At 54.4% G+C, this 20701-nt stretch carries 24 protein-coding genes and 1 tRNA gene; 6 read left to right on the top strand and 19 right to left on the bottom strand.

What is annotated here, in order from left to right:
• Position 1: 1 nt before the first annotated feature.
• Genes B9Z35_RS07630 through B9Z35_RS07610 form a run of 5 tightly spaced genes read right to left on the bottom strand, consistent with a single transcriptional unit; the run spans position 2 to position 4398 of the window.
• A complete protein-coding gene (locus tag B9Z35_RS07630) occupies positions 2-970 on the bottom strand; it encodes a tripartite tricarboxylate transporter substrate binding protein (RefSeq protein ID WP_146178967.1) in 969 nt (322 codons plus the stop codon).
• A 12-nt stretch (positions 971-982) separates the two neighbouring features.
• The gene (locus tag B9Z35_RS07625) at positions 983-1942 is read right to left on the bottom strand and encodes a tripartite tricarboxylate transporter substrate binding protein (RefSeq protein WP_108283105.1); all 960 of its coding nucleotides are present in this window, start codon (positions 1940-1942) and stop codon (positions 983-985) included.
• 22 nt (positions 1943-1964) lie between these two features.
• Positions 1965-2555 (bottom strand): carboxymuconolactone decarboxylase family protein, encoded by a 591-nt coding sequence (locus B9Z35_RS07620; RefSeq protein ID WP_108283104.1) that lies wholly within the window; start codon positions 2553-2555, stop codon positions 1965-1967.
• Positions 2556-2566: 11 nt separating this feature from the next.
• Positions 2567-3130, bottom strand: coding sequence for a cytochrome c (locus B9Z35_RS07615; RefSeq protein WP_158268128.1), 564 nt, complete (start codon positions 3128-3130; stop codon positions 2567-2569).
• A gap of 32 nt (positions 3131-3162) precedes the next feature.
• A complete protein-coding gene (locus tag B9Z35_RS07610; RefSeq protein ID WP_233246511.1) occupies positions 3163-4398 on the bottom strand; it encodes a sorbosone dehydrogenase family protein in 1236 nt (411 codons plus the stop codon).
• A gap of 116 nt (positions 4399-4514) precedes the next feature.
• On the opposite strand from B9Z35_RS07610, the gene B9Z35_RS07605 reads away from it, so the two are divergent.
• Positions 4515-6725 (top strand): SLC26A/SulP transporter family protein, encoded by a 2211-nt coding sequence (locus tag B9Z35_RS07605; RefSeq protein WP_108283102.1) that lies wholly within the window; start codon positions 4515-4517, stop codon positions 6723-6725.
• Positions 6726-6744: 19 nt separating this feature from the next.
• Here the strand turns inward: B9Z35_RS07605 and B9Z35_RS07600 are convergent, their stop codons facing one another.
• Both B9Z35_RS07600 and B9Z35_RS07595 read right to left on the bottom strand, forming a co-directional pair.
• On the bottom strand, positions 6745-7125 hold the full coding sequence (locus B9Z35_RS07600) for a VOC family protein (RefSeq protein WP_108283101.1): 381 nt from the start codon (positions 7123-7125) through the stop codon (positions 6745-6747).
• An 80-nt stretch (positions 7126-7205) separates the two neighbouring features.
• Positions 7206-7490 (bottom strand): HU family DNA-binding protein, encoded by a 285-nt coding sequence (locus B9Z35_RS07595; protein ID WP_108283100.1) that lies wholly within the window; start codon positions 7488-7490, stop codon positions 7206-7208.
• A 187-nt stretch (positions 7491-7677) separates the two neighbouring features.
• Between B9Z35_RS07595 and B9Z35_RS07590 the strand changes: the two genes are divergently transcribed.
• Positions 7678-8670 (top strand): type IV pilus twitching motility protein PilT, encoded by a 993-nt coding sequence (locus B9Z35_RS07590; protein ID WP_108283099.1) that lies wholly within the window; start codon positions 7678-7680, stop codon positions 8668-8670.
• A gap of 1 nt (position 8671) precedes the next feature.
• On the opposite strand, the gene B9Z35_RS07585 is transcribed toward B9Z35_RS07590, so the two are convergent.
• From B9Z35_RS07585 to B9Z35_RS07555, 7 genes are all read right to left on the bottom strand, one after another.
• Positions 8672-8746 (bottom strand) — tRNA-Arg (locus B9Z35_RS07585).
• 44 nt (positions 8747-8790) lie between these two features.
• A complete protein-coding gene (locus tag B9Z35_RS07580) occupies positions 8791-9273 on the bottom strand; it encodes a DoxX family protein (RefSeq protein WP_108283098.1) in 483 nt (160 codons plus the stop codon).
• 20 nt (positions 9274-9293) lie between these two features.
• On the bottom strand, positions 9294-10478 hold the full coding sequence (locus tag B9Z35_RS07575) for a VWA domain-containing protein (protein ID WP_108283097.1): 1185 nt from the start codon (positions 10476-10478) through the stop codon (positions 9294-9296).
• Between the two features lie 9 nt (positions 10479-10487).
• Complete coding sequence (locus B9Z35_RS07570) at positions 10488-10703, bottom strand: hypothetical protein (protein ID WP_108283096.1); 216 nt, start codon at positions 10701-10703, stop codon at positions 10488-10490.
• A gap of 14 nt (positions 10704-10717) precedes the next feature.
• Complete coding sequence (locus tag B9Z35_RS07565; RefSeq protein WP_108283095.1) at positions 10718-11572, bottom strand: MoxR family ATPase; 855 nt, start codon at positions 11570-11572, stop codon at positions 10718-10720.
• 37 nt (positions 11573-11609) lie between these two features.
• Positions 11610-12794: a CaiB/BaiF CoA-transferase family protein gene (locus B9Z35_RS07560; protein WP_108283094.1), complete on the bottom strand. Its 1185-nt coding sequence runs from the start codon at positions 12792-12794 to the stop codon at positions 11610-11612.
• Positions 12795-12797: 3 nt separating this feature from the next.
• Positions 12798-13790 (bottom strand): tripartite tricarboxylate transporter substrate binding protein, encoded by a 993-nt coding sequence (locus B9Z35_RS07555; protein ID WP_158268127.1) that lies wholly within the window; start codon positions 13788-13790, stop codon positions 12798-12800.
• A gap of 321 nt (positions 13791-14111) precedes the next feature.
• Here B9Z35_RS07555 and B9Z35_RS07550 point away from each other — a divergent pair, with 321 nt between their 5' ends.
• Together B9Z35_RS07550 and B9Z35_RS07545 are read left to right on the top strand one after the other, a co-directional pair.
• Entirely contained in the window at positions 14112-14939 is an 828-nt protein-coding gene (locus B9Z35_RS07550) for a TIGR02391 family protein (RefSeq protein WP_108283092.1), read from the top strand.
• A gap of 98 nt (positions 14940-15037) precedes the next feature.
• Complete coding sequence (locus B9Z35_RS07545; protein ID WP_146178966.1) at positions 15038-15490, top strand: GIY-YIG nuclease family protein; 453 nt, start codon at positions 15038-15040, stop codon at positions 15488-15490.
• Positions 15491-15622: 132 nt separating this feature from the next.
• Here the strand turns inward: B9Z35_RS07545 and B9Z35_RS07540 are convergent, their stop codons facing one another.
• The 4 genes from B9Z35_RS07540 to B9Z35_RS07525 all read right to left on the bottom strand — a co-directional run bounded on the left by B9Z35_RS07540 (position 15623) and on the right by B9Z35_RS07525 (position 18189).
• Entirely contained in the window at positions 15623-16057 is a 435-nt protein-coding gene (locus B9Z35_RS07540) for a DUF1841 family protein (protein ID WP_108283090.1), read from the bottom strand.
• Complete coding sequence (locus tag B9Z35_RS07535; RefSeq protein WP_108283089.1) at positions 16057-16833, bottom strand: ferredoxin--NADP reductase; 777 nt, start codon at positions 16831-16833, stop codon at positions 16057-16059. Before B9Z35_RS07535 ends, B9Z35_RS07540 begins: the two co-directional genes overlap by 1 nt.
• A gap of 124 nt (positions 16834-16957) precedes the next feature.
• Positions 16958-17428 carry a tRNA (uridine(34)/cytosine(34)/5-carboxymethylaminomethyluridine(34)-2'-O)-methyltransferase TrmL gene (trmL, locus tag B9Z35_RS07530; protein ID WP_108283088.1) on the bottom strand — a complete coding sequence of 157 codons (471 nt, stop codon included), beginning with the start codon at positions 17426-17428 and terminating at the stop codon, positions 16958-16960.
• Positions 17429-17496: 68 nt separating this feature from the next.
• On the bottom strand, positions 17497-18189 hold the full coding sequence (locus B9Z35_RS07525; protein ID WP_233246510.1) for a ComF family protein: 693 nt from the start codon (positions 18187-18189) through the stop codon (positions 17497-17499).
• Between the two features lie 85 nt (positions 18190-18274).
• Here B9Z35_RS07525 and B9Z35_RS07520 point away from each other — a divergent pair, with 85 nt between their 5' ends.
• Together B9Z35_RS07520 and B9Z35_RS07515 are read left to right on the top strand one after the other, a co-directional pair.
• Positions 18275-19171: a methyltransferase domain-containing protein gene (locus tag B9Z35_RS07520; protein ID WP_108283499.1), complete on the top strand. Its 897-nt coding sequence runs from the start codon at positions 18275-18277 to the stop codon at positions 19169-19171.
• 8 nt (positions 19172-19179) lie between these two features.
• On the top strand, positions 19180-19776 hold the full coding sequence (locus B9Z35_RS07515; RefSeq protein ID WP_233246509.1) for an SCO family protein: 597 nt from the start codon (positions 19180-19182) through the stop codon (positions 19774-19776).
• Between the two features lies 1 nt (position 19777).
• Here B9Z35_RS07515 and B9Z35_RS07510 read toward each other — a convergent pair whose 3' ends face one another.
• Entirely contained in the window at positions 19778-20686 is a 909-nt protein-coding gene (locus tag B9Z35_RS07510; RefSeq protein ID WP_108283085.1) for a LysR family transcriptional regulator, read from the bottom strand.
• Positions 20687-20701: the final 15 nt, after the last annotated feature.

Below are 20701 nucleotides of genomic sequence, written 5' to 3'. Positions count from 1 at the left end.
ATCACTGGTCAACTTTCACGTTTGCTTCTTTGATGAGTTTTTCAAATTTCACTGATTCAGCTTTGACATAGTCTGCAAATTCAGCGGGTGTGTTTTTTGGCACAGCCACGTTGTCTGATTCGAGTCTTGCACGGATGTCGGGCATCGCCAGTATGGCATTGACTTCGCGGTTCAAGCTGTCAATCACAGCAGTAGGTGTGCCAGCTGGCGCAAATAAACCACCCCACAAGGTGTAGCTGAAACCGGGCAAGCCCGCTTCAGCAATTGTGGGGACTTGTGGCAAGGAGTTCATGCGCTGTGGTGTGGTGACACCTAAGGCTTTGAGTTTTCCACCTTTGATTTGTGGCATCGCAGCAGAAGCACTGCTGAAGAAGGCTTGCAAGCGGCCTGCCATCAAATCAGACAACAAAGGACCAACGCCTTTGTAGGGCACATGCACCATATTGAGTTTGGCGCCAAGGGCTAGGGCCACAGCCGACAAATGGCCAGGTGTACCGGCACCCACAGAGCCGTAGCTGAAGTCGCCAGGTTTGGCGCGAGCCATTTGAATGAATTCATTCACGGTGTTGTAGGGAGCATCTGCAGGGGCAAGCATCACCAATGGCGCATTGCCAATCAAGACAACAGGCACGAGTTCTTTCATGGGGTCATAACCCATGTCTTTGATGAGCAATCGGTTCACCGTGATCTCACCTGTTTGTCCCAATAACAAGGTGTAACCATCGTTCTTGGATTTGGCTGCGATGCGTGTGCCCACTGTGCCTGAGACACCAGGTTTGTTATCGACCACCACAGGTTGTTTATAGACGGTGGAAAGCTTTTCGCTTACCAAGCGTGCAAATACATCGCCTTGTCCGCCGGGTGCATATGCCACAACGATATTGACGGGCTTGGTGGGGTAGTCTGTGTCTGCAGCAAACCCGCCAGTGGCAGCGAGGATAAGCATCAGTAAGGCAGCGATTTTTTTCAAGGCGTTCTCCGGTTATTCGGGTTTGATGTTGGCGTCTCGCACCACGCGTGACCATTGCGCCAACTCTTGTTTCAGCAAACTGTCGAGTTCTTGAGTGGAGGAGCTCACGGCTTGCAGACCTAGTTTGTTGAAGCGCTCTTTGACATCAGGGCGTTGCATGATGGTACGCAGGTCTTGGTTCATTTTGTCGACAATGGGTGTGGGTGTTTTGGCTGGCACAAAAAAAGCCAGCCAGATGGTGGTGACATAGCCTGACACGCCTTGCTCGCTGATGGTGGGCAGGTCTGGCAAGTCGGGATGGCGTTTGGCGCTGGCAATGCCGAGTGCTTTGACGCGGCCAGCTTTGATGTTGGGTACCGCAGAGTTGAATGCATCAAACATGAGCTGGATATGGCCTGCCAACAAGTCTTGTGCAGCAGGGCCTTGGCCTTTGTAGGGCACATGGCCTAGCTGTGTCTTCGTCATGTTGGCAAACATTTCTGAACCTAAGTGATAGGTGCTACCTGTGCCAGAAGAGCCATAAAACAATTTGCCGGGATTGTCTTTGGCGTAGCGAATGAACTCTTGCACGTTGTTGGCAGGTACGGACGGATGGACCACCATGATGTTTTCAATGGTGGCCACGGTGCTGACTGCAGCAAAGTCACGCACTGGGTCATAGGGTAGCTTTTGCATCAGCGCAGGGTTGGCAGCCATGATGCTGCTGGTGCCAAACAAAATGGTGGTGCCGTCAGCGGGCGAACGCGCCACAAAATCAGCGCCAATCGCACCTGTGGCGCCTACGCGGTTATCGACGATCACGGTTTTACCCATGGCTTCTGAAAGCAACGGTGCAATCACCCGCGCCGCGATGTCTGTCGGACCGCCGGTCGAAAATGGGACAACCAAACGAACGGTGTTGCTTTGTGCGAAGCTACAGCTAGCCGCTAAGAGTAGGCTGATAGCTATAGCGATGTGACGACGAGAAATCATGTCAAGCTCCTGCGGTTGAATGTCATTCGCTCAGCAAGCGTTGGCGAATGTCTAGCGGTGAGATTACTTCGAGTGGCTCTTGACCGCCTTCAGGGATACCCACTTGGGTGGCATTGAGCAGCATCGACACCATCACATAGGTGCCAGACAGCACGGTGAGGTCGACCACCGCTTGTTCCCCCATTTCTGCCACGGCTTTGTGCCAGAGATCATCAGGCACACGATGGTTGAGGCTGAGTTGAATGCAAAAGTCATAAACCAGTGCTTCATCGTCCTGCATGCCGATTGGTCGTTTGCATTCACGCAGTTGCTCGATGATGTGTGTGGACAAACCGGCACGCTGTGCAATGGGGTCATGTGCCCACCATTCGTATTGCGCATTGGCAATGCGCGCTTGAATCAGGATGGCAAACTCATTCAAGCGCTTGCTCACCGAAGTGCGAAAACGTAGGTAGTCTAAGAAATCAAAACAACGACGTGCCATGTCGGGGCTTCGCAGCAAAGCGTTATAGGGCCCGCCCAATGCAGCACTAGAAACTTTCAAAATATCGTCTGCCAAGGGCCGCACTTCAGGTGCAAGCTCTTCGTAGCTGAGTTGTCGAAAACGTTCCATCTGTGTGTCTTTCAAGGCAGGCTGCGCGCGTACACGGCCATGGCTTCTATTTCTTCATCGGTCAAGCTGCGTGCAGCGCTCGCCATCGTGCCGTCCATGTCGGCGCGGGCGCCAGAGCGTAAGTTGCGCAGCTGTGTGACGAAGTATTCAGATGACTGGCCTGACAAGCGAGGCACATGTTTTTGACCTTGCAGTTGTGCACCGTGGCATGACGAGCAGTATTGCTGTTGCGCAATTTGTTGGCCACGTGCGATTTTTTCTGCATCCCCACCGGTGTGCGGTGGTGGGGCGGGTTGTGAAGCGTAGTGCGCTGCAATATCGCGCATGTCTTGTTCGCTCAATGTGGCGGCAATGGCTTCCATGCCACCACCTTTGCGGCGTTGGTCTCGAAACTGCAGCAGTTGATAAAAGATCGACAGCTGCGGTTGTGCTGCCAAGTGGGGTGTACCAGTGATTGAGGAAACACCTTTGTCGCCATGACACGCCGCACAGACTTGTGCTTTGTCTTTTCCAGCGATTGCATCGGGCGCAGCCCATGCGATGTCAGTGGACAGCAGTATGAAAAAAAAGGCCATTGATGAAATGGCCTTTGAAGTTTGCATAGACATTACTTGCTGTGTGAGATGCGGAAAATTGCGCCAGCCACGTCGTCAGACACGAGCATCGAACCGTCCTTCATGACGTGTACGTCAGCGGGGCGGCCCCAGAAGTCGTCGCCTTGAATCCAGCCAGAGACAAACACTTCTTTCTTGGTCACGTTGCCTTTGGCATCCAGGGCCACGCGCACCACATCGAAGCCTGTTTTCTTGGTGCGGTTCCAAGAGCCGTGTTCAGCGATGAAGATGTTGTGTTTGAACTCAGCAGGGAATTGCTTGCCAGTGTAAAAGCGCATACCCAATGCAGCCACGTGCGGGCCAATTTTCAAGACAGGTTTGTCAAACTCATCACATGAGCGACCTTTGCCGTAGTCGAGGTCAAGCAAGTCGCCTTGATGGCAGAAGGGATAGCCAAAGTTCATGCGCTTGGCGGTGATGCGGTGGAGTGTGTCGTTCGGTAAATCGTCATTCACCCAGTCACGGCCGTTGTTGGTGAACCAGAGTTCTTTGGTCACAGGGTGAAAGTCCATGCCCACGCTGTTACGAACGCCTTGAGCCACAGTTTCCAAGATGTTGGTCTTGAGGTTCAAGCGCACGATGACGGCATGCGTCACGGGTTGCACAGTGATGTTGGCCGGTGTGCCGATTTGGAAATACAAGTAGTTGCCATCGGGGCTCAGCTTCATGAACTTCCAGCCGTGTGCTTCGTCCTTGGGCAGTGCGTCAAACACGACCACAGGTGCAGGTGGGTTGTCCAAGTTGGCTTCGATGTTGTCGTAGCGAATGATGCGAGACAACTCGGCCACATACAAGGCGCCATCTTTGAACACCACACCATTGGGACGGTGCAGGCCTTTAGCGATCGTCTTCACTTCACGCTTGCCATCTTTTTCGACCACGGCGTATACGTTGCCAGGGAAACGCGTGCCGACAAACAATGTACCGTTGGGTGATTGAACCATCGAGCGCGCGTTGGGCATACCTGACGCCCACAGCTCTACCTTGAAGCCCGCAGGTACTTTGAGTTTGTCTGTGGGGATGTCTGACACAGGCAACGCCGTCATGCCGGGTGGATGCGGCACCAAATTGAGTGCGACTTGATCGGGTGTACGACCTTGTGCCCATGTTGGAGGAATGGCGGATGCGGGAGGGGCAGCAGGTGCTTGAGCGATTGCCAAGCTGCTCATGGTCATTCCCATCATGAGCGCGATGGTTTGAATCTGTCGAGTAAAGCGTTGAAGTTTCACGTGTGTCTCCTTAGTAAGGAATTGGATTAAAAGCGCAATGTGCAAAAGTTGGAGTCGCCTATGCGATTTACACGTGAGTATTTTTTTCTTATTTATCTAAGTGGTAACCTATTTCTATGAATACACACGTTATTTCCTCCCCTAAAAATCTTTCAGGTGACATCTGGGGCGGTTTCGCCGCCATGTTGGTTGCATTGCCTTCAGCCATCGCATTTGGCGTGACGATCTTCTCGCCACTTGGTGCCGACTTTGGTGCCAAGGGCGCATTGGCAGGCATGCTAGGCGTGACTGCGTTGGGTTTGATTGCGGCCACGTTCGGTGGCACGCAGCGCCTTATCTCAGCCCCCTGTGCACCCGCCGCTGCGGTGCTGTCGGCGCTCACCATTCAAATGACCCAGCAGGGCACAGGCGTAGGCGCTGTGGTGCTGACCTTGTTCTTGGTCGCGTTTGTCAGCAGCTTGGTGCAAATTTCGTTTGGCTTGTTGCGCATTGGTGAGCTCATCAAGTACATGCCGTTTCCGGTGGTGAGTGGCTACCTCAGCGGTGTGGGCCTCATCATCATCATGAGTCAGTTGCCCAAGTGGATGGCGTTGCCCAAAGGCATGAACTGGTGGCAAGGCTTGCATGCGATGGAGTTGTGGCAAACGCCTAGCCTCATTGTGGGCGCTGTGACTGCGGCGTTTATGTTGATCGCGCCGCGCATCTCTACCAAGGTGCCTGCGGTGATTGTGGGTTTGATGGGGGGCATGGTCTCGTATTGGTTGCTGGCCTTCAGCGCATGGCCTGAGTTGCGCAACTTGCATGACAACCCATTCATCATTGGCCCATTGGCTGTGGGCGGTGAAGGTTTCTTTGAATCACTGCTGGACCCCTTCCGTAGCTTGAGTGAGTCAGGTTTCCCGAGTTGGACACAAATTGCATTCCCAGCCATCACCCTTGCCGTGTTGCTGTCGATCGACACGCTCAAGACCTGTGTGGTGCTGGATGCCATGACAGGCTCGCGCCACGATTCCAACAAAGAACTCATTGGTCAAGGCTTGGGCAATTTGGCTTCGTCACTCATCGGTGGCGCACCCGGTGCGGGCACCATGGGTGCAACCTTGGTCAACAAGGCCAGCGGTGGAACCACGTATTTGTCTGGCGTGTTTCAAGGCGTTTGGTCGCTGTTGGCAATTTTGCTATTGACCTCGCTCATCGCATGGGTGCCCGTGGCTGCCTTGGCTGCATTGTTGATCGTCATTGGTTTCAAGATGATCGACTGGCATTCGCTACAACTGCTCAAAGCCAAAGACACGATGCTCGACTTTGCGGTCATCTTGATTGTGGTCATCGTGGCCAATACCGTGAGCTTGATAGCTGCCTCGGGTGTGGGCGTAGCCATGGCCATCATGCTGTTCTTGCGTGAGCAAATTCACACCACCACGATTCGACGGAAATCGTTTGGCAACACCATGTTCTCTTCACGCGTGCGCGGTCAACGCGAGCGCGATGTGTTGACTGAGACCGGTAGCCACACCGTGATTTTTGAATTGCAAGGCAGTTTGTTCTTTGGCACCACCGATCAGCTTTACACCGCGATTGAGCCTGAGCTCAATAACGCCAAGTTTGTGGTGCTTGACTTCATGCGCGTGCAGTCGATGGACATGACGGCAGGCCACATGATTGAGCGCATTCGCAACATGCTGGCGGAGCGCCATGCCAAGCTCGTGCTCACGCGTGTGCCAGAGCGTTTGCCCAGTGGGCGCGATCTGCGCACCTATGTGAATCACATTGGTTTGTTGTCAGACAGCACCGCCAAAATATTTGACGAGTTTGATGAAGCGCTGGAATGGATTGAAGATCAAACTTTGATGCTGGCAGGTCATGCCCATGTGTCGAAAGAAGGCATTCCTTTGGGCAAGTTTGAACTCTTCCACGGTTTGAATGCGCAAGAGATTGAAGCACTTGAGCGTTGTGCGCAACACCATGTGTATCAAGAGGGCGACTTGGTGTTCAGTGCCGACTCAGGCGGTCATGAGTTGATGCTCATCAGTCGAGGCGAAGTCAAGGTGAGTTTGCCATTGGCCAATGGTAAAAACATTCATCTCACGACGTTCAGTCGTGGTCAGTTCTTTGGCGAGATGTCGTTCTTAGATGGCCGCGCTCACTCGGCCGATATTTATGCCACGCGCGAAACAGAACTGATTGCTATCGACCGCAAAGCCTTTGCGATCGTGGCCGCAGGCGACCCTGTGATGAGCATCAGTGTGATGCGCGCGGTGGCCTTGGCCATTGCTGACCGCTTGCGCCATGCCAACGCAGAGCTACGAGAGATGCGTCAGGCTTGATGCGGCTGCTTCATGCAACTTATGCAGCGGTGCGGCACATCGCACAAATCTTGTTGCCCGCTGGGTCACGCAAGTAAGCGATGTAGTAGCTAAACGCTGGATTGGTGCGTGGGCCCGGTGGGTCTTCGCAAGTGACGCCGCCGTTGGCCACGCCTGCTGCATGAAATGCGTCCACTTCGGCTGGCGACTTGGCTGCAAAACCTAAGGTGCTGCCGTTACCAAACGTAGCTGGTTCGCCATTGATAGGGGTGTTGATACCAAAGGTGCCCGTAGGGGTGCGGTACACATAACGTGTGCCACCACCTGCGCCTGCGGCATGGCCCAATGCACCGAGTGCTGCGTCATAAAACTTGCGTGATGCTTCAATGTCTTTGGCACCCAAGAAGATGTGTGTGAACATGCTCGTGTCTCAATCTATTTAGAAAAAATAAAAAAGCGGCTCGGTTGCCCGATGCCGCTTTTGTGCGTGAACGCGAAGAATTACTTCTTCTTGGTGTTCACAGCAGCTTTGAACGCTGCGCCGGCAGTGAAGCGAGGCACCACAGCAGCTGCGATTTTCAAGGCTTCGCCAGTACGTGGGTTCTTACCTGTGCGAGCAGCGCGAGCAGCAGCTTTGAAAGTGCCGAAGCCGATCAATTGCACGTCGTCTTTTTTGGCAACAGCGTGTGTGATGACGTCGAGGATGGCATTGACAGCGCGGCCAGCATCGGCCTTAGTCAATTCGGTGTGTGCTGCCACTGCTTCGATCAATTCAGTTTTGTTCATGAGAAGTTCCTTGTTAAAACGGGTGCATTGTGCCAGCTTTGACTAGTGTTTTTGCGGCTGAGTGGCGTGCTTTTTTCAAAACGATGGTTAGTAAATTCCCTGATTGGCTGTGTTCTGAGATAAAGGGTTTAAAAATGAATCCTGTTTAGTTACAAATGCGTTGCTGTACTGGGCTAGAAAGACTCGCATGAACATACAAAACTTGTTGCAACAATGCGTCGAACGTCGTGCATCTGACTTGCATTTGTCCTCTGGTACATCTGCCATGCTGCGACTCAACGGTGATCTCACACCGATTTCGGTCGATCCTTTGAGTCGTGACGAGATTCACTTAGCCATGATGAGCATCATGTCATCGACGCAGCAATCGCATTTCAAAAACACATTGGAATGTGACTTCTCATTAGAGATCGAGGGTCTTTCGCGCTTTCGAGTCAATGTATTTCAGCAAGCACGCGGGATGTCTGCCGTGTTTCGTGTCATTCCTCATTGCATTCCCAGTTTGCAATCATTGCAAGCACCAGCTGTTTTTTCTGAGCTTGTACAGCGAACCCGTGGTTTGGTGTTGGTCACAGGGCCCACAGGCTCTGGTAAATCCACCACGTTGGCGGCTATGGTCCATTCCCTCAATCAATCTGAGCCTAAGCACATCATCACCATTGAGGATCCGATTGAATTTGTGCACACGTCGCACCAATGTTTGATTCAACAGCGTGAGGTGGGAGCACATACCCACAGCTTTGCCAATGCTTTGCGCGCCGCATTGCGTGAAGACCCCGACGTGATTTTGGTGGGTGAACTGCGCGACCTTGAAACCATTCGTTTGGCCATGACAGCAGCTGAAACAGGTCACTTGGTGCTGGGGACCTTGCATACCTCGAGTGCCGCCAAATCCATAGACCGCATCGTGGATGTGTTTCCTAGTGAAGAGAAAGAGATGGTGCGCAGCATGTTGTCTGAATCGCTCAATGCGGTGATCTCACAAGTGCTGTGCAAGCGCAAAGATGGCGAGGATCGTGTGGCCGCTTATGAGGTGATGGTGGGCACACCTGCAGTGCGCAACCTGATTCGGGAAGGTAAAGTGGCTCAGCTGCATTCAGTCATACAAACAGGCCGCGCAGTGGGGATGCAGACGATGGAACAAAGCCTTGCTGCGTTGGCGCAGCATATCAAGTCATAAGTGGTGCCTCCGACAGGAATCGAACCTGTATCTACACCTTAGGAGGGAGTCGTTCTATCCATTGAACTACGGCGGCAGCACATGTATTTTAGGCGCCCTTGATCAGGGCCAAAAGGCAGGTTAAAGCTCTTTTCCTAATCGGCGATCTAACGAATAAGGTCCACCACCGCGCAAGGCGATCGCAAACATGATCAATCCCCACATGAGTGGGTATTCATAGCCAGGGCCAGTCCATCCAAACTTGGGAAGGTAGTGGTAGCTGATGACCATCATTTCCACAGTGATCGCGGCAGCAAATAATCGCGTACCCAAGCCTAAGGCCACGCACAAGCCACCTATTGTTTCAAGAAAAATTAACACAACGGCTAAAGGCTCTGCCGCTTCGATGCCGCGTTTTGTCAGGGCAGATGCTGCAGTGGATTCCACGCCGGCCATGAATTTTGGGATGCCATGGGGCAGCAGCATCAAACCTACGGTGAGCCGAATCAATAACCAAGACAGAGGTTCGACCGCATCGTAGAACGGCAGAAGTTGCGGAATAAATAGTTTAGGTAGGCGTGATTCAGGTGGTGTGTCATCAAGAATTTGATCGTCTGTTGTCATCGTTGTCTCCGGTTGTAAAACTACTTGCTCAACATTCGCATCGCTTCTTCTAGGCCTTTGAGCGTGAGCGGGAACATGCGGTTGCTCATGATTTGCTGAATGATGGCAATGCTTTGGCGGTATTCCCACACGCCTTGTGGCTCAGGGTTTATCCATGCAAACTTAGGGAAGGCGTGTAGCAAGCGTTGCAGCCACTCGGCACCGGCCTCTTCGTTGTTGTATTCCACGCTGCCACCGGGCTGCACAATTTCATACGGGCTCATGGTGGCGTCGCCAATGAAGATGAGTTTGTAGTCTTTGTTGTACTTGCGAATGATGTCCCAAGTCTCAAACTTCTCGGCATAGCGGCGCTTGTTGTTGCGCCACATGAAGTCGTAGACGCAGTTGTGGAAGTAATAAAACTCCAAGTGCTTGAACTCGGCTTTGGCCGCGCTGAACAGTTCTTCCACGCGGGCAATGTGGTCGTCCATCGTGCCGCCCACATCCATGAGCAACAACACCTTCACGTTGTTGTGGCGCTCGGGGCGCATCAAGATGTCTAAGAAGCCTGCATTGGCAGCTGTCTTGTGAATGGTGCCGTCAAGGTCCAGCTCTTCAGCCGAGCCCTCGCGTGCAAAGCGACGCAAGCGGCGCAGCGCCACTTTGATGTTGCGTGTGCCTAGCTCTTGCGTGTCGTCGTAGTCTCGGTAGGCACGTTGGTCCCACACCTTTACCGCGCTGCGGTTGCCGCCTTTGCCGCCAATGCGAATGCCTTGCGGGTTGTAGCCACCATTGCCAAAGGGTGAGGTGCCACCTGTGCCAATCCACTTGTTGCCACCCTCATGGCGTTCTTTTTGTTCTTCGAGGCGTTTCTTCAACGTCTCCATCAACTCGTCCCAGCCCATTTTTTCGATGGCGGCTTTTTGTTCAGGTGTGAGTTCTTTTTGAAGAATCTTCTCTAGCCAGTCGAGCGGCACTTCTTTGGTGAAGTCGGTCAACATCTCCACGCCTTTGAAGTACGCACCAAACGCACGGTCAAACTTGTCGAAGTGCTTTTCGTCTTTGACCAGCACAGTACGAGATAGGTGATAGAAATCATCCATGCTGCATGCGTCAGAGGCTGGGCCCACCACATTGGCCTGCAGCGCTTCGAGCAGTGTGAGGTACTCGCGCACCGACACAGGCACTTTGGCCGCGCGCAGGGTGTAGAAGAAGTCGATCAGCATGGCTGTGTTTTATTCAGCGTCAACCTTGGGTGCACGAAAGTGGCGTGCGGCTTGTAGCCCCATGCCGCCACCCAAGCCCACCAACATGATGGCAATGATGCTGCCCGTGCCGTAGCCGGGTGCAAACAAATCGAGCCCAAAAGCCACACCGAACCCATAGCCCAAGAGTGCACCCAACACAAAACCTAGGGCGTCTGTGAGGCCTTCTATCAATGATGCAAACATGGTGCGTCTTTCGTTTAGCGGTTGCGGCTTTGCATGAACACCAGTTTTTCAAACAGCGTGGTGTCTTGTTCATTCTTCAGCAGTGCGCCCACGAGTGGTGGGATGGACACTTTGTCGTCCGCGGTTTGCAGTGCTTCGAGTGGAATGTCTTCTGCCACCAACAGTTTGAGCCAATCAATCAGCTCACTGGTCGAAGGTTTTTTCTTGAGGCCAGGCAAGTTGCGAATGTCAAAGAAGGTTTTCATCGCCACGCTCAGCAAGTCTTGCTTGATGGTGGGGAAGTGCACCTGCACGATGTGGCGCATGGTGTCAGCATCTGGGAACTTGATGTAGTGGAAGAAGCAGCGGCGCAAGAACGCGTCTGGCAACTCTTTCTCGTTGTTCGAGGTGATGAACACCAGCGGACGGTTTTTAGCCTTGATGAGCTGTCGCGTCTCGTAGCAATAAAACTCCATGCGGTCGAGTTCACGCAGCAAGTCGTTAGGGAACTCGATGTCGGCTTTGTCAATCTCGTCAATCAGCAAGGCCACAGGCTCTTCGGCTGTGAAAGCCTGCCACAACACACCTTTGAGGATGTAGTTGTTGATGTCTTTCACGCGCTCGGCACTCTCAGTGTCGGCCATTTGGCTGTCGCGCAAGCGGCTCACAGCGTCGTACTCGTACAAACCTTGCTGCGCTTTGGTGGTCGACTTGATGTGCCACTGCAGCAGGGGCATACCTAGGGCCTGTGCCACTTCTTCGGCCAGCATGGTTTTACCGGTGCCTGGCTCGCCCTTGACCAGCAGAGGGCGCTTAAGTGCGATGGCGGCGTTGACTGCCAGCATCAAATCTTGGGTTGCAACGTAGTTGTCTGTGCCTTTGAATTTCATCGGTCGTTCCGTTAGCGTTAAATTTATAGGTAGCGTATCAGACGCTTAGCTCACTCAGTACTTCTTCGGTGTGTTCACCCAAACGCGGTGCTGGTCGCCACACACCCGTGGGCGTCCCGCTCATACGCACTGGCGGTCGCAGCTGTCGCAACATGCCTTCAAATGGATGCGGTACATCTAGCCAGCCTTGTGTGGCGGTGAGGTGTGGGTCTGTCAATAAGTCATCTAGCTTCATCATGGGCATGACGGGGATGTCATGCGTGGTGAGGTCTTTCATCCACTCGGCGGTGGTGCGCTTGCGCATGTGTTGGCCGACCACGCCATAGAGCGCATCGATGTTTTTGAGGCGTTCAGCATGCGTAGCAAAACGCGTATCGGTTTGAAACAAGTCAGGCACGCCCACGAGTTTTAAAAACGCTTGCCAATGTGCGTCGTTGTACATGAGGGCGCAGATGTGCCCGTCTTGTGTGGCGTAGGGTTTGCGATTGACCGCCAGCAAACGTGCATAGCCCATGTTGCCAAGAGAGGGCTGCCAAGTTTCACCACACAAGTGATCGCCCAACACAAACTGCAACAAGCATTCAAACATGGGTACTTCCACATGCTGGCCCACGCCAGTGCGGTAGCGCGCAATGATGGCGGCCATGACGGCGTGGACCATGTTGAGCCCCGTCACGCGGTCGGCAAAGGTGGTGGGCGCGTAACGGGGTTCGGTGCTGCCGCTTTGCGTCATCAACCACGGCATGCCTACAGCGCCTTGAATGAGGTCGTCGTACGCGGGCCAGTCGGAGTAGGGGCCGCCTTCGCTGTAGCCATACGCGCCGCATACCACCAAGCGTGGGTTGACGGCGTGCAGCGTGTCAAACGACAAACCCAAACGCGCCATGGCGGCAGGACGAATGTTGTAGACCAATACATCGGCGGTTTTGCACAAAGCCAGCAACTGTTCGCGTTGTTCGGGTTTTTTTAAGTCCAGTACCACTGAGCGTTTGTTGCGGTTGGCATTGATGAAAATGTGGCCCATGCCCGGGTGCTTCATCGGTCCCGCATGGCGCATGATGTCGCCACTGGGTGGCTCGATCTTGATGACGTCTGCGCCATAGTCGCCCAAGATTTGGGTGGCGTAGGGGCCTAGCACGACGCCGGTCATGTCGATGACGCGTAACCCTGCGAGTGCGCCGTGGGTACCGGCGTTTTGTGCCAAGTGGTCGTTGCTATTCATGGCTTATTCAGGTGTGATGCCAGCGGTCTTGACCCAGCCGCCCCATTTTTTGATTTCGGCGTCGATGGTTTTGGCGAGTGTGGCGGAGTCTTCCGCATCCAGGTCAATGCCCACGCCTTGAATTTTTTCGCGCACTTCAGGCTTGGCCAGAACAGCCATCAAAGTGGCTGTGGCTTTCTTTTGCACGTCAGCAGGCATGCCCGCAGGGGCCATCAGGCCAAACCACGCGCTCACGTTGTAGCCGCTCACGGTGTCGCCAATGGGCGGCACGTTGGGGGCTTTACCTGCACGTTTCTTGGTGGTCACACCGAGGCCACGCATACGCCCGCCATTCATTTGCGACACGGCGTTGCCCGTGTCGGCAAACGCGAATTGAATCTGGCCACCGAGCAAATCGGTCAATGCAGGTGGGATGCTTTTGTAGGGCACGTTGACGGTTTGCAAACCTGCCAACTCAGTGAGCATGGCAGCAGACACGAGTGAACCCGATGAGCCATGACCAAACGCGAGCTTGCCGGGGTTGGCCTTGGCGTAGCTCACAAACTCTTTCATGTCTTTGGCGGGGAAGTCGGCGTTCACCATCAAGATAAAGCCGGTCTCACCAATCTTGCCGATGGGCGTGAAGTCTTTCACGGGGTCATAAGGCAGCTTGCGGTACAGGTGCACGTTGGCCGCTTGCGTGGTGCTGGTCGTCACCAAAAATGTGTAGCCGTCGGCAGGCGCGCCTTTGACCATTTCAGCACCCAAGATGCCGTTGGCACCTGCTTTGTTTTCCACCGTGATGGTTTGCCCCATCGCGTCACCCATGGCTTGCGCCAAGATGCGGCCCACGTTGTCAGTGGCGCTGCCTGCACTGAAGGGCACGACAAACTTGATGGGCTTGCTGGGGTAGCTTTGCGCGTATGCCGCTGGGCTGAGCCAGCTGCACAAAGCCACAGCGGCAAGGCTCATGCACATCGTGCGACGAATGCGGGCGGGCGTTTGGATGGTGTGCATGGTTTGTCTCTTGTTATGACTTTTCATGCATTGTGGCAAAGAATATTTTGGCTGTCGGGTGGGGGTGTCTCGGTCTTCATCTTGATTAGTGAATGCTATAGTTATCTAAAAAATTGCATTCACTCATTGATTAGTAAGCACTTGACCGCAGCGAAGAGTGCGGGGTTTCATGACAAATTTATACCTAGACGCACTGACAGTGCACACCTCTGAAAGGCTTGCTGTGAGCGGCTTTCAGCCATTCCATTCAAAAGATGTATCGTCATGGTCAGGATGTATCAACGTGTTTTGCGGTCTACATTACATTAGCCCCGTCATCCAATGACCGTCCCATCCTTCGATCTTGCGGTAATTCAGTCAATTGCCAATATTCTTGGCGATACAGAGCACGGCTTCACTGGTACGGAAATCGGGAATCTATTGCAGGAGTGTCGCATTCCCGATCTCTCGCTGTGTACAACGAAGCGGATTCGCTTGTCCGAAGCCCTTCATCACAAGCAAAATCTGGATAAATGTGGCAATGGAGTCGCTGGATTCATAGAGCATGCTATGAATCCAGCCCGTCACTTTGATTCACAAGAGTGGTTTGAAGAAACAAGGACAAAACTTAATCAGGTTCTAGCGTTTGCGGCGCTTCAGCTTGCTGAGAATGGCAAGCTACGACAAACAGCTGTTGCCGAGACGCATGCCGAGGCGGCCGCTCGCGCATCGACGCTTAGAACGAATCTGGTTGCCCGAAAAGTGCACCCCGATGTGCTGCGCTATTGCCGAGAAGAGCTACTTGTAGACAACTACTTTCACGCCGTCTTCGAGGCCACAAAGAGCGTAGCCGAGAAGATTCGCCTTCGAACAGGCCTCCCTTCAGATGGTGCAGACCTCATCGATCAAGCGTTTTCCTTCAAGTCGGCTGTTCCGCACTTAGCGCTAAATTCGTTGCAGACTGAGAGTGAGCAAAGTGAGCAAAAAGGATTTATCAACCTTCTAAAAGGCCTGTTTGGCACGTTTCGAAATACCACTGCTCATGCTCCGAAGATTACATGGGAGATTGAGGAGCAAGATGCGCTAGACATACTATCCCTCGTCTCACTCGTTCATCGCCGCTTGGATTCAGCCATTCAAGCAAGAGCAATCTATGAAGGCCGGGGCTAACCCAGCGGTGCAGGGGATGCTGCGAGATAAAGCGCCGCCCAGCGCCCCTGACCTTGAACATTAGGCTCCAATAAGTCCAACAACGTCGACTCACACACATGATCAATCCCCACCTGTCTTGGCACAAGCCACAAGCCCTAAAGGCGTACCCATATCAGCCAGATCTTTCGGCAATTCCGAATGAAGCCGGTGTGTATGTCTTCTACCGAACCTACGGCCCTAAGAAGTTCCAAGTCTTTTACGTAGGAAAAGCAAAGAACCTCCGCAATCGCATCAAGGGTCAGTTAAATAATCTGAAGCTGATGACTGGAATACAGATGGCTGCAAATGGAGCAAGGTACTTGGCGTATGCAGAAGTGGCACTAAAGCCAGGGCAGAAACCGGAACCAACGATTCACGCCGCAGAAAAGCTTCTGATCCGTCACTACGTCGAAGAGGGGCACGAACTGCTAAACATTCAGGGTATCAAGATTCGCATTCAGACGCTTACTAACGAGCGTCCGAGCTCACTCAATAAGCTCGTTCCGTTGCGAACGCAAGTTGATGCCTAACCCTTCCATTGAACTTCGTGCCTCGGCAAACAGGGGCACGAAGTTCATGTCAAACGTTCATACTCTATTCAGATCCGCGCAGCTGAAAAACTTCCCAAGCAGCAGCTTGCCGCATCGTCCCACCCAAGGACTTTAGTCTCTAGTCGCCCTACGCTGCACCGCATCAATATAAGCCTGCCCATCAGGCGGGCGGCCGCTGCGTTGGCTTTCCCAAATCATTTGGCCCAGGGCGTCCATGGTTTGGTGGTGGGCGTCGTGCAGTGAGTCGAGTTTGGCGGTGAGCAGCTCCACCGCTTGGCGAATGCCGCGCGGCTGGTCAATCGAGCATTGCTCGCTCACCGATAGGTGCATGGACAAATGCAAGAAGGGGTTGGTCTTGCCGTCTTTCACTTCGTACATGCGCTCAAGCGCGGCGTTGACGTCGGCAAAGTCGGCGTGGTATTCGGGGTGCTCGGCCACCCATTGGCTGGCGAGTGTTTCGAGGGCGTCCATGGGCTGGGCGTTGCGCCACTTGGCATAGACCGAACAGAAGAAGCGCCGAACATCGGCTTGACTGGGTTCAAACATTACTGTTCAACGAACGCACGTTCCACCACAAAGTCGCCGGGGGTGGTGGTCGAGCCTTCTTTGAAGCCACGCTCTTCGAGCAAGCTGCGCATGTCTTTGTTCAGACCGGGGCTGCCGCAAATCATGATGCGGTCGTTGGCTGGGTCAAGGTTGGGCAAGCCCAAATCTTGGGTAAGTTTGTTAGAGGTGAGCAAGTCAGTCACACGGCCTTGATTTTTGTAGGGCTCGCGGGTGACGGTGGGGTAGTACAGCATTTGCGAGCTGACCATCTCGCCCAAGAACTCGTGCTTGGGCAGCTCTTCGGTCAAGTAGTCGTGGTAGGCCAGTTCTTTGACTTCACGCACTCCGTGGACCAAGATGACTTTCTCAAAACGCTCATACGTATCAGGGTCACGCACGATGCTAAGGAACGGGGCCAAGCCCGTGCCTGTGCCGATGAGGTGCAGGTTTTTGGCGGGCAGCAAATAGTCGATCAACAAAGTGCCAGTGGGCTTTTTGCCGACCACAATTTTGTCGCCCACTTTGATGTGTTGCAGCTTGGAGGTGAGGGGGCCGTCTTGCACCTTGATGCTCAGGAACTCCAAGTGTTCTTCGTAGTTGGCGCTGACGATGCTGTAGGCGCGCAACAAGGGTTTACCGTTTTCGCCGCGCAAGCCAATCATGGTGAAGTGGCCGTTGGAGAAACGCAGCGAGGTGTCGCGTGTGGTGGTGAAGCTGAACAGGCGGTCGGTCCAATGGTGAACGGACAAAACTTCTTCGTCTAGGAATGCACTCATGACTGGAATAAATCTATATAAATCAAGCCCTCTAGTGTAGGCGAGGGCTTAAAACCTCTGGCTATATGTTCGTATGCCGAACGCTATAAGCCTTGACTTGAATCAATCAGGTTTCTGGTCTTTTTCAAGTCTTGCCCACAAACCCGTTTTGTCGCCACGCCTCGTAGGTGATGACAGCCACGGAGTTAGACAGGTTCAGGCTGCGCTGGTCGGCACGCATGGGCAGCCGCAGGCGCTGGTTGAGGGGGAAGCTTTCGCGAATGTCCACGGGTAAGCCGCTGGTTTCAGAGCCAAACACAAACCAATCGCCGGGCTGAAAGGCCATGTCGTGCGCGGTGCTAGAGCCTTTGGTGGTCATGGCAAACATGCGGGCGGGGTCTGGCTTGGCGTCGTTCAAAAACGAGGCCCAGTCGGCGTGGCGCAGCACGGGCGCGTACTCGTGGTAGTCCAAGCCCGCGCGGCGCATGTGCTTGTCTTCCATCGAGAAGCCCAAGGGCTCGACCAAATGCAAGGTGCAGCCAGTGTTGGCCGCCAAGCGGATGACGTTGCCCGTGTTGGGCGGAATTTCGGGGTGGACGAGGACGATGTGGAACATGTGTGCATTGTCCCGCAAGAGCGAGTTGCCTCGTCGTGTGGTTTGCGCGCTCACAAGACCGCGTTGCGTCAGTGATGCGCTTCGCGTTCTTCCGTGCGAGCCAGCACCAAGCCTGTGATGTGGGCAGCTCCCGCAACCTGCAAAGCTCGCGCTGCCTCGTACATTGAAGCCCCCGTTGTCATCACATCGTCCACCAGCACCACGCGCTGCCTGCGCACAGCAGACACAAGTTCGGGTGCGACCCAAAACGCATCACGCACATGGTCTAACCGCTCTTGGCGCGAAGCACCCACTTGGTGGGCGCTGTCGCCACGGCGCAGCAAGGTGTAGGCGTGGGTTTTGTGTGGGGCCAAGTGGCGGGCCAGTTCTAGCGCTTGGTTAAAGCCGCGTTCGCGCAGGCGTGTGGGTGAGAGGGGCATGGGCACCACCAGTGTGGCGGCATCCAGCGCAGGCTCTACCCACGGTGCGTGGCGCATGAGGTGGGCCAAGGCACGAGCGAGGCTGGGGTCGGCTTGAAACTTAAAGCGTGCAATGCAGCCTGCCCACGGAAAGGTGTAGCTCACTGCGGCCACGCAGGCGTCTAGCGGGCTGGGGTGCTGGGCGCAGTTGTGGCACTTGGGCTGTGTGAGGGTGAGGGCGCAAGTGGGGCAACGCTGTGTGGGCTGAGCAAAGCGCTCGACACAGGGCGTGCACAAAGGCTGGCTGGGCCAGCGACGGCAGATGTGACAAATGCTAGGTAAAGAACGTGAGAGCTTCAACATGCCCCGCATTGGAAAGACATTGCGTCCATTTGGGTTGAAGCTCCGCGCAATGTTTGCGAAGAATGTGGTGTCGATAATAGGTGCCATGTCTGAACCTTCCTCGCCTGATACGCCCCCTTCGATTGACCCTGTGGCCAGCGCCCGTTGGGCCGCTTGGCCGCACGCTGCATCGCCTTGGTTGAACGAGGAAATTGGCCGACGCATGGAAGACCGTTTGCAGTGGATTCGCTTGCAACCCAAATCATGGGTGGATTGGGCGCCCTTGAGTGGCGGCCTGCAAACGCACGCCAAACTGCGCGCGCGTTACCCACAAGCGCAATGCAGCGTGGTGGAGGCATCGCCCCATCTTGAACAACTTGCACGTCAGTCGTTGCAAGCGCCGTTTTGGAAACGCTGGTTGCCAAGCCATGCGCTGAGTTTTGGCGCACCCGCTGCGGGCAGTGCCGACATGCTCTGGGCCAACATGGCGCTGCACAACAGTGCCAACCCGCAAGCTTTGTTGCAGCAGTGGCATCAGCAGTTGGCGGTGGATGGCTTTTTGATGTTCTCTTGCCTGGGCCCCGACACCTTGCGCGAGCTGGCCGAGGTGTACCAAGCCCAAGGCTGGCCACCTGCTAGCCATGCCTTTACCGACATGCACGACTGGGGCGACATGCTGGTGCAAGCCGGTTTTGCCGAGCCGGTGATGGACATGGAACGCATCACGCTGACCTATGCCGACGCTGACAGCTTGTTGGCCGAGTGCCGCTTGCTGGGCCGCAATTTGCACCGTGAGCGCTTTGCCGGCTTGCGCGGCAAGCGTTGGCTGGCCCAACTGAAAACGGCTTTGCTGGCGCTGGCCAAACCGCAACAAGACGGCCGCCTCACGCTCACCGTCGAAGTGATTTACGGCCACGCCCTCAAACCGATTCCGCGCCTGAAAGTGCAGAGCGAAAGCACCGTGTCCTTGCAAGACATGCGCACCTTGTTGTCTAAGAAATGAGTTACTCCATGTTTACTTTTTCGCGTCGCCTTGTTCTGGCAACCTTTGCTGTGTTCGCCCTTGTGGCGTGCAGCCCAGCAAAGCCTACTTTTAGCAGCATTGACGTCACGGGTGCCGACTACGCCAAGGGCTTTACCTTGACTGACCACAACGGCCAAAGCCGCAGCTTGAGCGACTTCAAAGGCAAGGTGGTGGTGCTGTTCTTTGGCTACACACAATGCCCAGATGTGTGCCCCACCACCATGACCGAACTGGTGGAAGTCAAGCGCTTGCTGGGTGCGGATGGTGACAAACTACAAGCCGTGTTTGTGACGGTCGACCCCGCGCGTGACACCTCCGAATTGCTCAAAGCCTACATGATCAACTTCGACCCGACGTTTGTGGCTTTTGTGCCTACTGCTGACGAGCTGCCTGACGTGGCCAAGCAATTCAAGATTTATTACAAAAAGCAAGTTGGCAAAACGCCCACCAGCTACACCATGGATCACTCGGCGGGTAGCTACGTGTATGACACGCAAGGCAATCTGCGTCTTTATAGCCGCTATGGTGCAGGGGTTCAGGCGCTGGCGCAGGATATTCAAACTTTGCTTAAAAACACGCCCTGATTCATCGCTTATTTAACTCGTGCGTGTTGGCTTTTTCGATCAAGAAGTCAATGCAGGTTTTGATCGCGCGTGTGCGATGTCTAGAGGGTAAGTACAGCAAGTACATGTTTGTGCCAAAGATGCTTAAGCGGTGGTCATCGAGGGTGGTGACCACTTCGCCACTGCCAATCACGTCGGCCACCATGTAGTCGGGCATCAAGCCGATACCTAAGCCACCCAGAATGACTTCTTTTAAAAATGGGTAATGATCTGAAATGACGGTGGGTGTCAACATGACTTCTTGGCGCTCATCCCCTCTGTATGAGCGAAGCGAGAGTTGCCGTCCGACCACGTTGGCGGTGATGATGGGTTGTGTGCGCAGCTGCGACAGTTCGTTGGGCATGCCGTGTTGTTTGGCGAAGGCTTTGGACGCGCAGGCCAAGTAACGCACTGTGCCCATGTCTTTGGCCACCATGGTTTCGGGGGGCTGAGGCAGCACGCGAATGGCGATGTCCACGTCGTCACGCAAGTTGTCGATTCGGTTCTCAAACACCACATCCAACACCACACCGGGGTAGCGCTGCTTGAACTCAATCAACCAAGGTGTCATCACGATGTGGCCATAGCCACTGGGCACGCTGATGCCCACGCGGCCTTGCAAGCCTTGGCCCAAGTTGGTGACGGTTTCGTGGGCGCTGGCCATCTCGTTGCGAATGGCGCGTCCGTGCTCGCACAGTCGCCAGCCCAGCTCGGTGGGTTCCATGCGGCGGCTGGTGCGGCGAATGAGTTCGGCACCCAGCGCTTTTTCAAGCTGACGCAGGTGGTAGCTCACATTGGCGCGGGTCATCTTGAGCTTGCTGGCTGCTTTGCTTAAGTTGCCCGCATCAATGATGTCCACCAGCAGGGTCAGGGAGGCGAAATCGACGTTCATAAGTAAATATTATTA

Origin of the sequence: Limnohabitans sp. Jir61 (assembly GCF_003063545.1) — a bacterium.
GTDB lineage: Bacteria > Pseudomonadota > Gammaproteobacteria > Burkholderiales > Burkholderiaceae_C > Limnohabitans.
The sequence above is the reverse complement of the archived record's forward strand: the minus strand, read 5'-3'. Positions and strand labels throughout refer to the sequence as shown.

Bases quoted from the DNA above. Each gene is read 5' to 3' on its own strand.
- B9Z35_RS07625 (WP_108283105.1), bottom strand. From the start codon at position 1,942: ATGATTTCTCGTCGTCACATCGCTATAGCTATCAGCCTACTCTTAGCG.
- B9Z35_RS07620 (WP_108283104.1), bottom strand. From the start codon at position 2,555: ATGGAACGTTTTCGACAACTCAGCTACGAAGAGCTTGCACCTGAAGTG.
- B9Z35_RS07615 (WP_158268128.1), bottom strand. From the start codon at position 3,130: ATGGCCTTTTTTTTCATACTGCTGTCCACTGACATCGCATGGGCTGCG.
- B9Z35_RS07605 (WP_108283102.1), top strand. From the start codon at position 4,515: ATGAATACACACGTTATTTCCTCCCCTAAAAATCTTTCAGGTGACATC.
- B9Z35_RS07600 (WP_108283101.1), bottom strand. From the start codon at position 7,125: ATGTTCACACACATCTTCTTGGGTGCCAAAGACATTGAAGCATCACGC.
- B9Z35_RS07595 (WP_108283100.1), bottom strand. From the start codon at position 7,490: ATGAACAAAACTGAATTGATCGAAGCAGTGGCAGCACACACCGAATTG.
- B9Z35_RS07590 (WP_108283099.1), top strand. From the start codon at position 7,678: ATGAACATACAAAACTTGTTGCAACAATGCGTCGAACGTCGTGCATCT.
- B9Z35_RS07580 (WP_108283098.1), bottom strand. From the start codon at position 9,273: ATGACAACAGACGATCAAATTCTTGATGACACACCACCTGAATCACGC.
- B9Z35_RS07575 (WP_108283097.1), bottom strand. From the start codon at position 10,478: ATGCTGATCGACTTCTTCTACACCCTGCGCGCGGCCAAAGTGCCTGTG.
- B9Z35_RS07570 (WP_108283096.1), bottom strand. From the start codon at position 10,703: ATGTTTGCATCATTGATAGAAGGCCTCACAGACGCCCTAGGTTTTGTG.
- B9Z35_RS07565 (WP_108283095.1), bottom strand. From the start codon at position 11,572: ATGAAATTCAAAGGCACAGACAACTACGTTGCAACCCAAGATTTGATG.
- B9Z35_RS07560 (WP_108283094.1), bottom strand. From the start codon at position 12,794: ATGAATAGCAACGACCACTTGGCACAAAACGCCGGTACCCACGGCGCA.
- B9Z35_RS07555 (WP_158268127.1), bottom strand. From the start codon at position 13,790: ATGCACACCATCCAAACGCCCGCCCGCATTCGTCGCACGATGTGCATG.
- B9Z35_RS07550 (WP_108283092.1), top strand. From the start codon at position 14,112: ATGACCGTCCCATCCTTCGATCTTGCGGTAATTCAGTCAATTGCCAAT.
- B9Z35_RS07545 (WP_146178966.1), top strand. From the start codon at position 15,038: ATGATCAATCCCCACCTGTCTTGGCACAAGCCACAAGCCCTAAAGGCG.
- B9Z35_RS07540 (WP_108283090.1), bottom strand. From the start codon at position 16,057: ATGTTTGAACCCAGTCAAGCCGATGTTCGGCGCTTCTTCTGTTCGGTC.
- B9Z35_RS07535 (WP_108283089.1), bottom strand. From the start codon at position 16,833: ATGAGTGCATTCCTAGACGAAGAAGTTTTGTCCGTTCACCATTGGACC.
- trmL (WP_108283088.1), bottom strand. From the start codon at position 17,428: ATGTTCCACATCGTCCTCGTCCACCCCGAAATTCCGCCCAACACGGGC.
- B9Z35_RS07525 (WP_233246510.1), bottom strand. From the start codon at position 18,189: ATGTTGAAGCTCTCACGTTCTTTACCTAGCATTTGTCACATCTGCCGT.
- B9Z35_RS07520 (WP_108283499.1), top strand. From the start codon at position 18,275: ATGTCTGAACCTTCCTCGCCTGATACGCCCCCTTCGATTGACCCTGTG.
- B9Z35_RS07515 (WP_233246509.1), top strand. From the start codon at position 19,180: ATGTTTACTTTTTCGCGTCGCCTTGTTCTGGCAACCTTTGCTGTGTTC.
- B9Z35_RS07510 (WP_108283085.1), bottom strand. From the start codon at position 20,686: ATGAACGTCGATTTCGCCTCCCTGACCCTGCTGGTGGACATCATTGAT.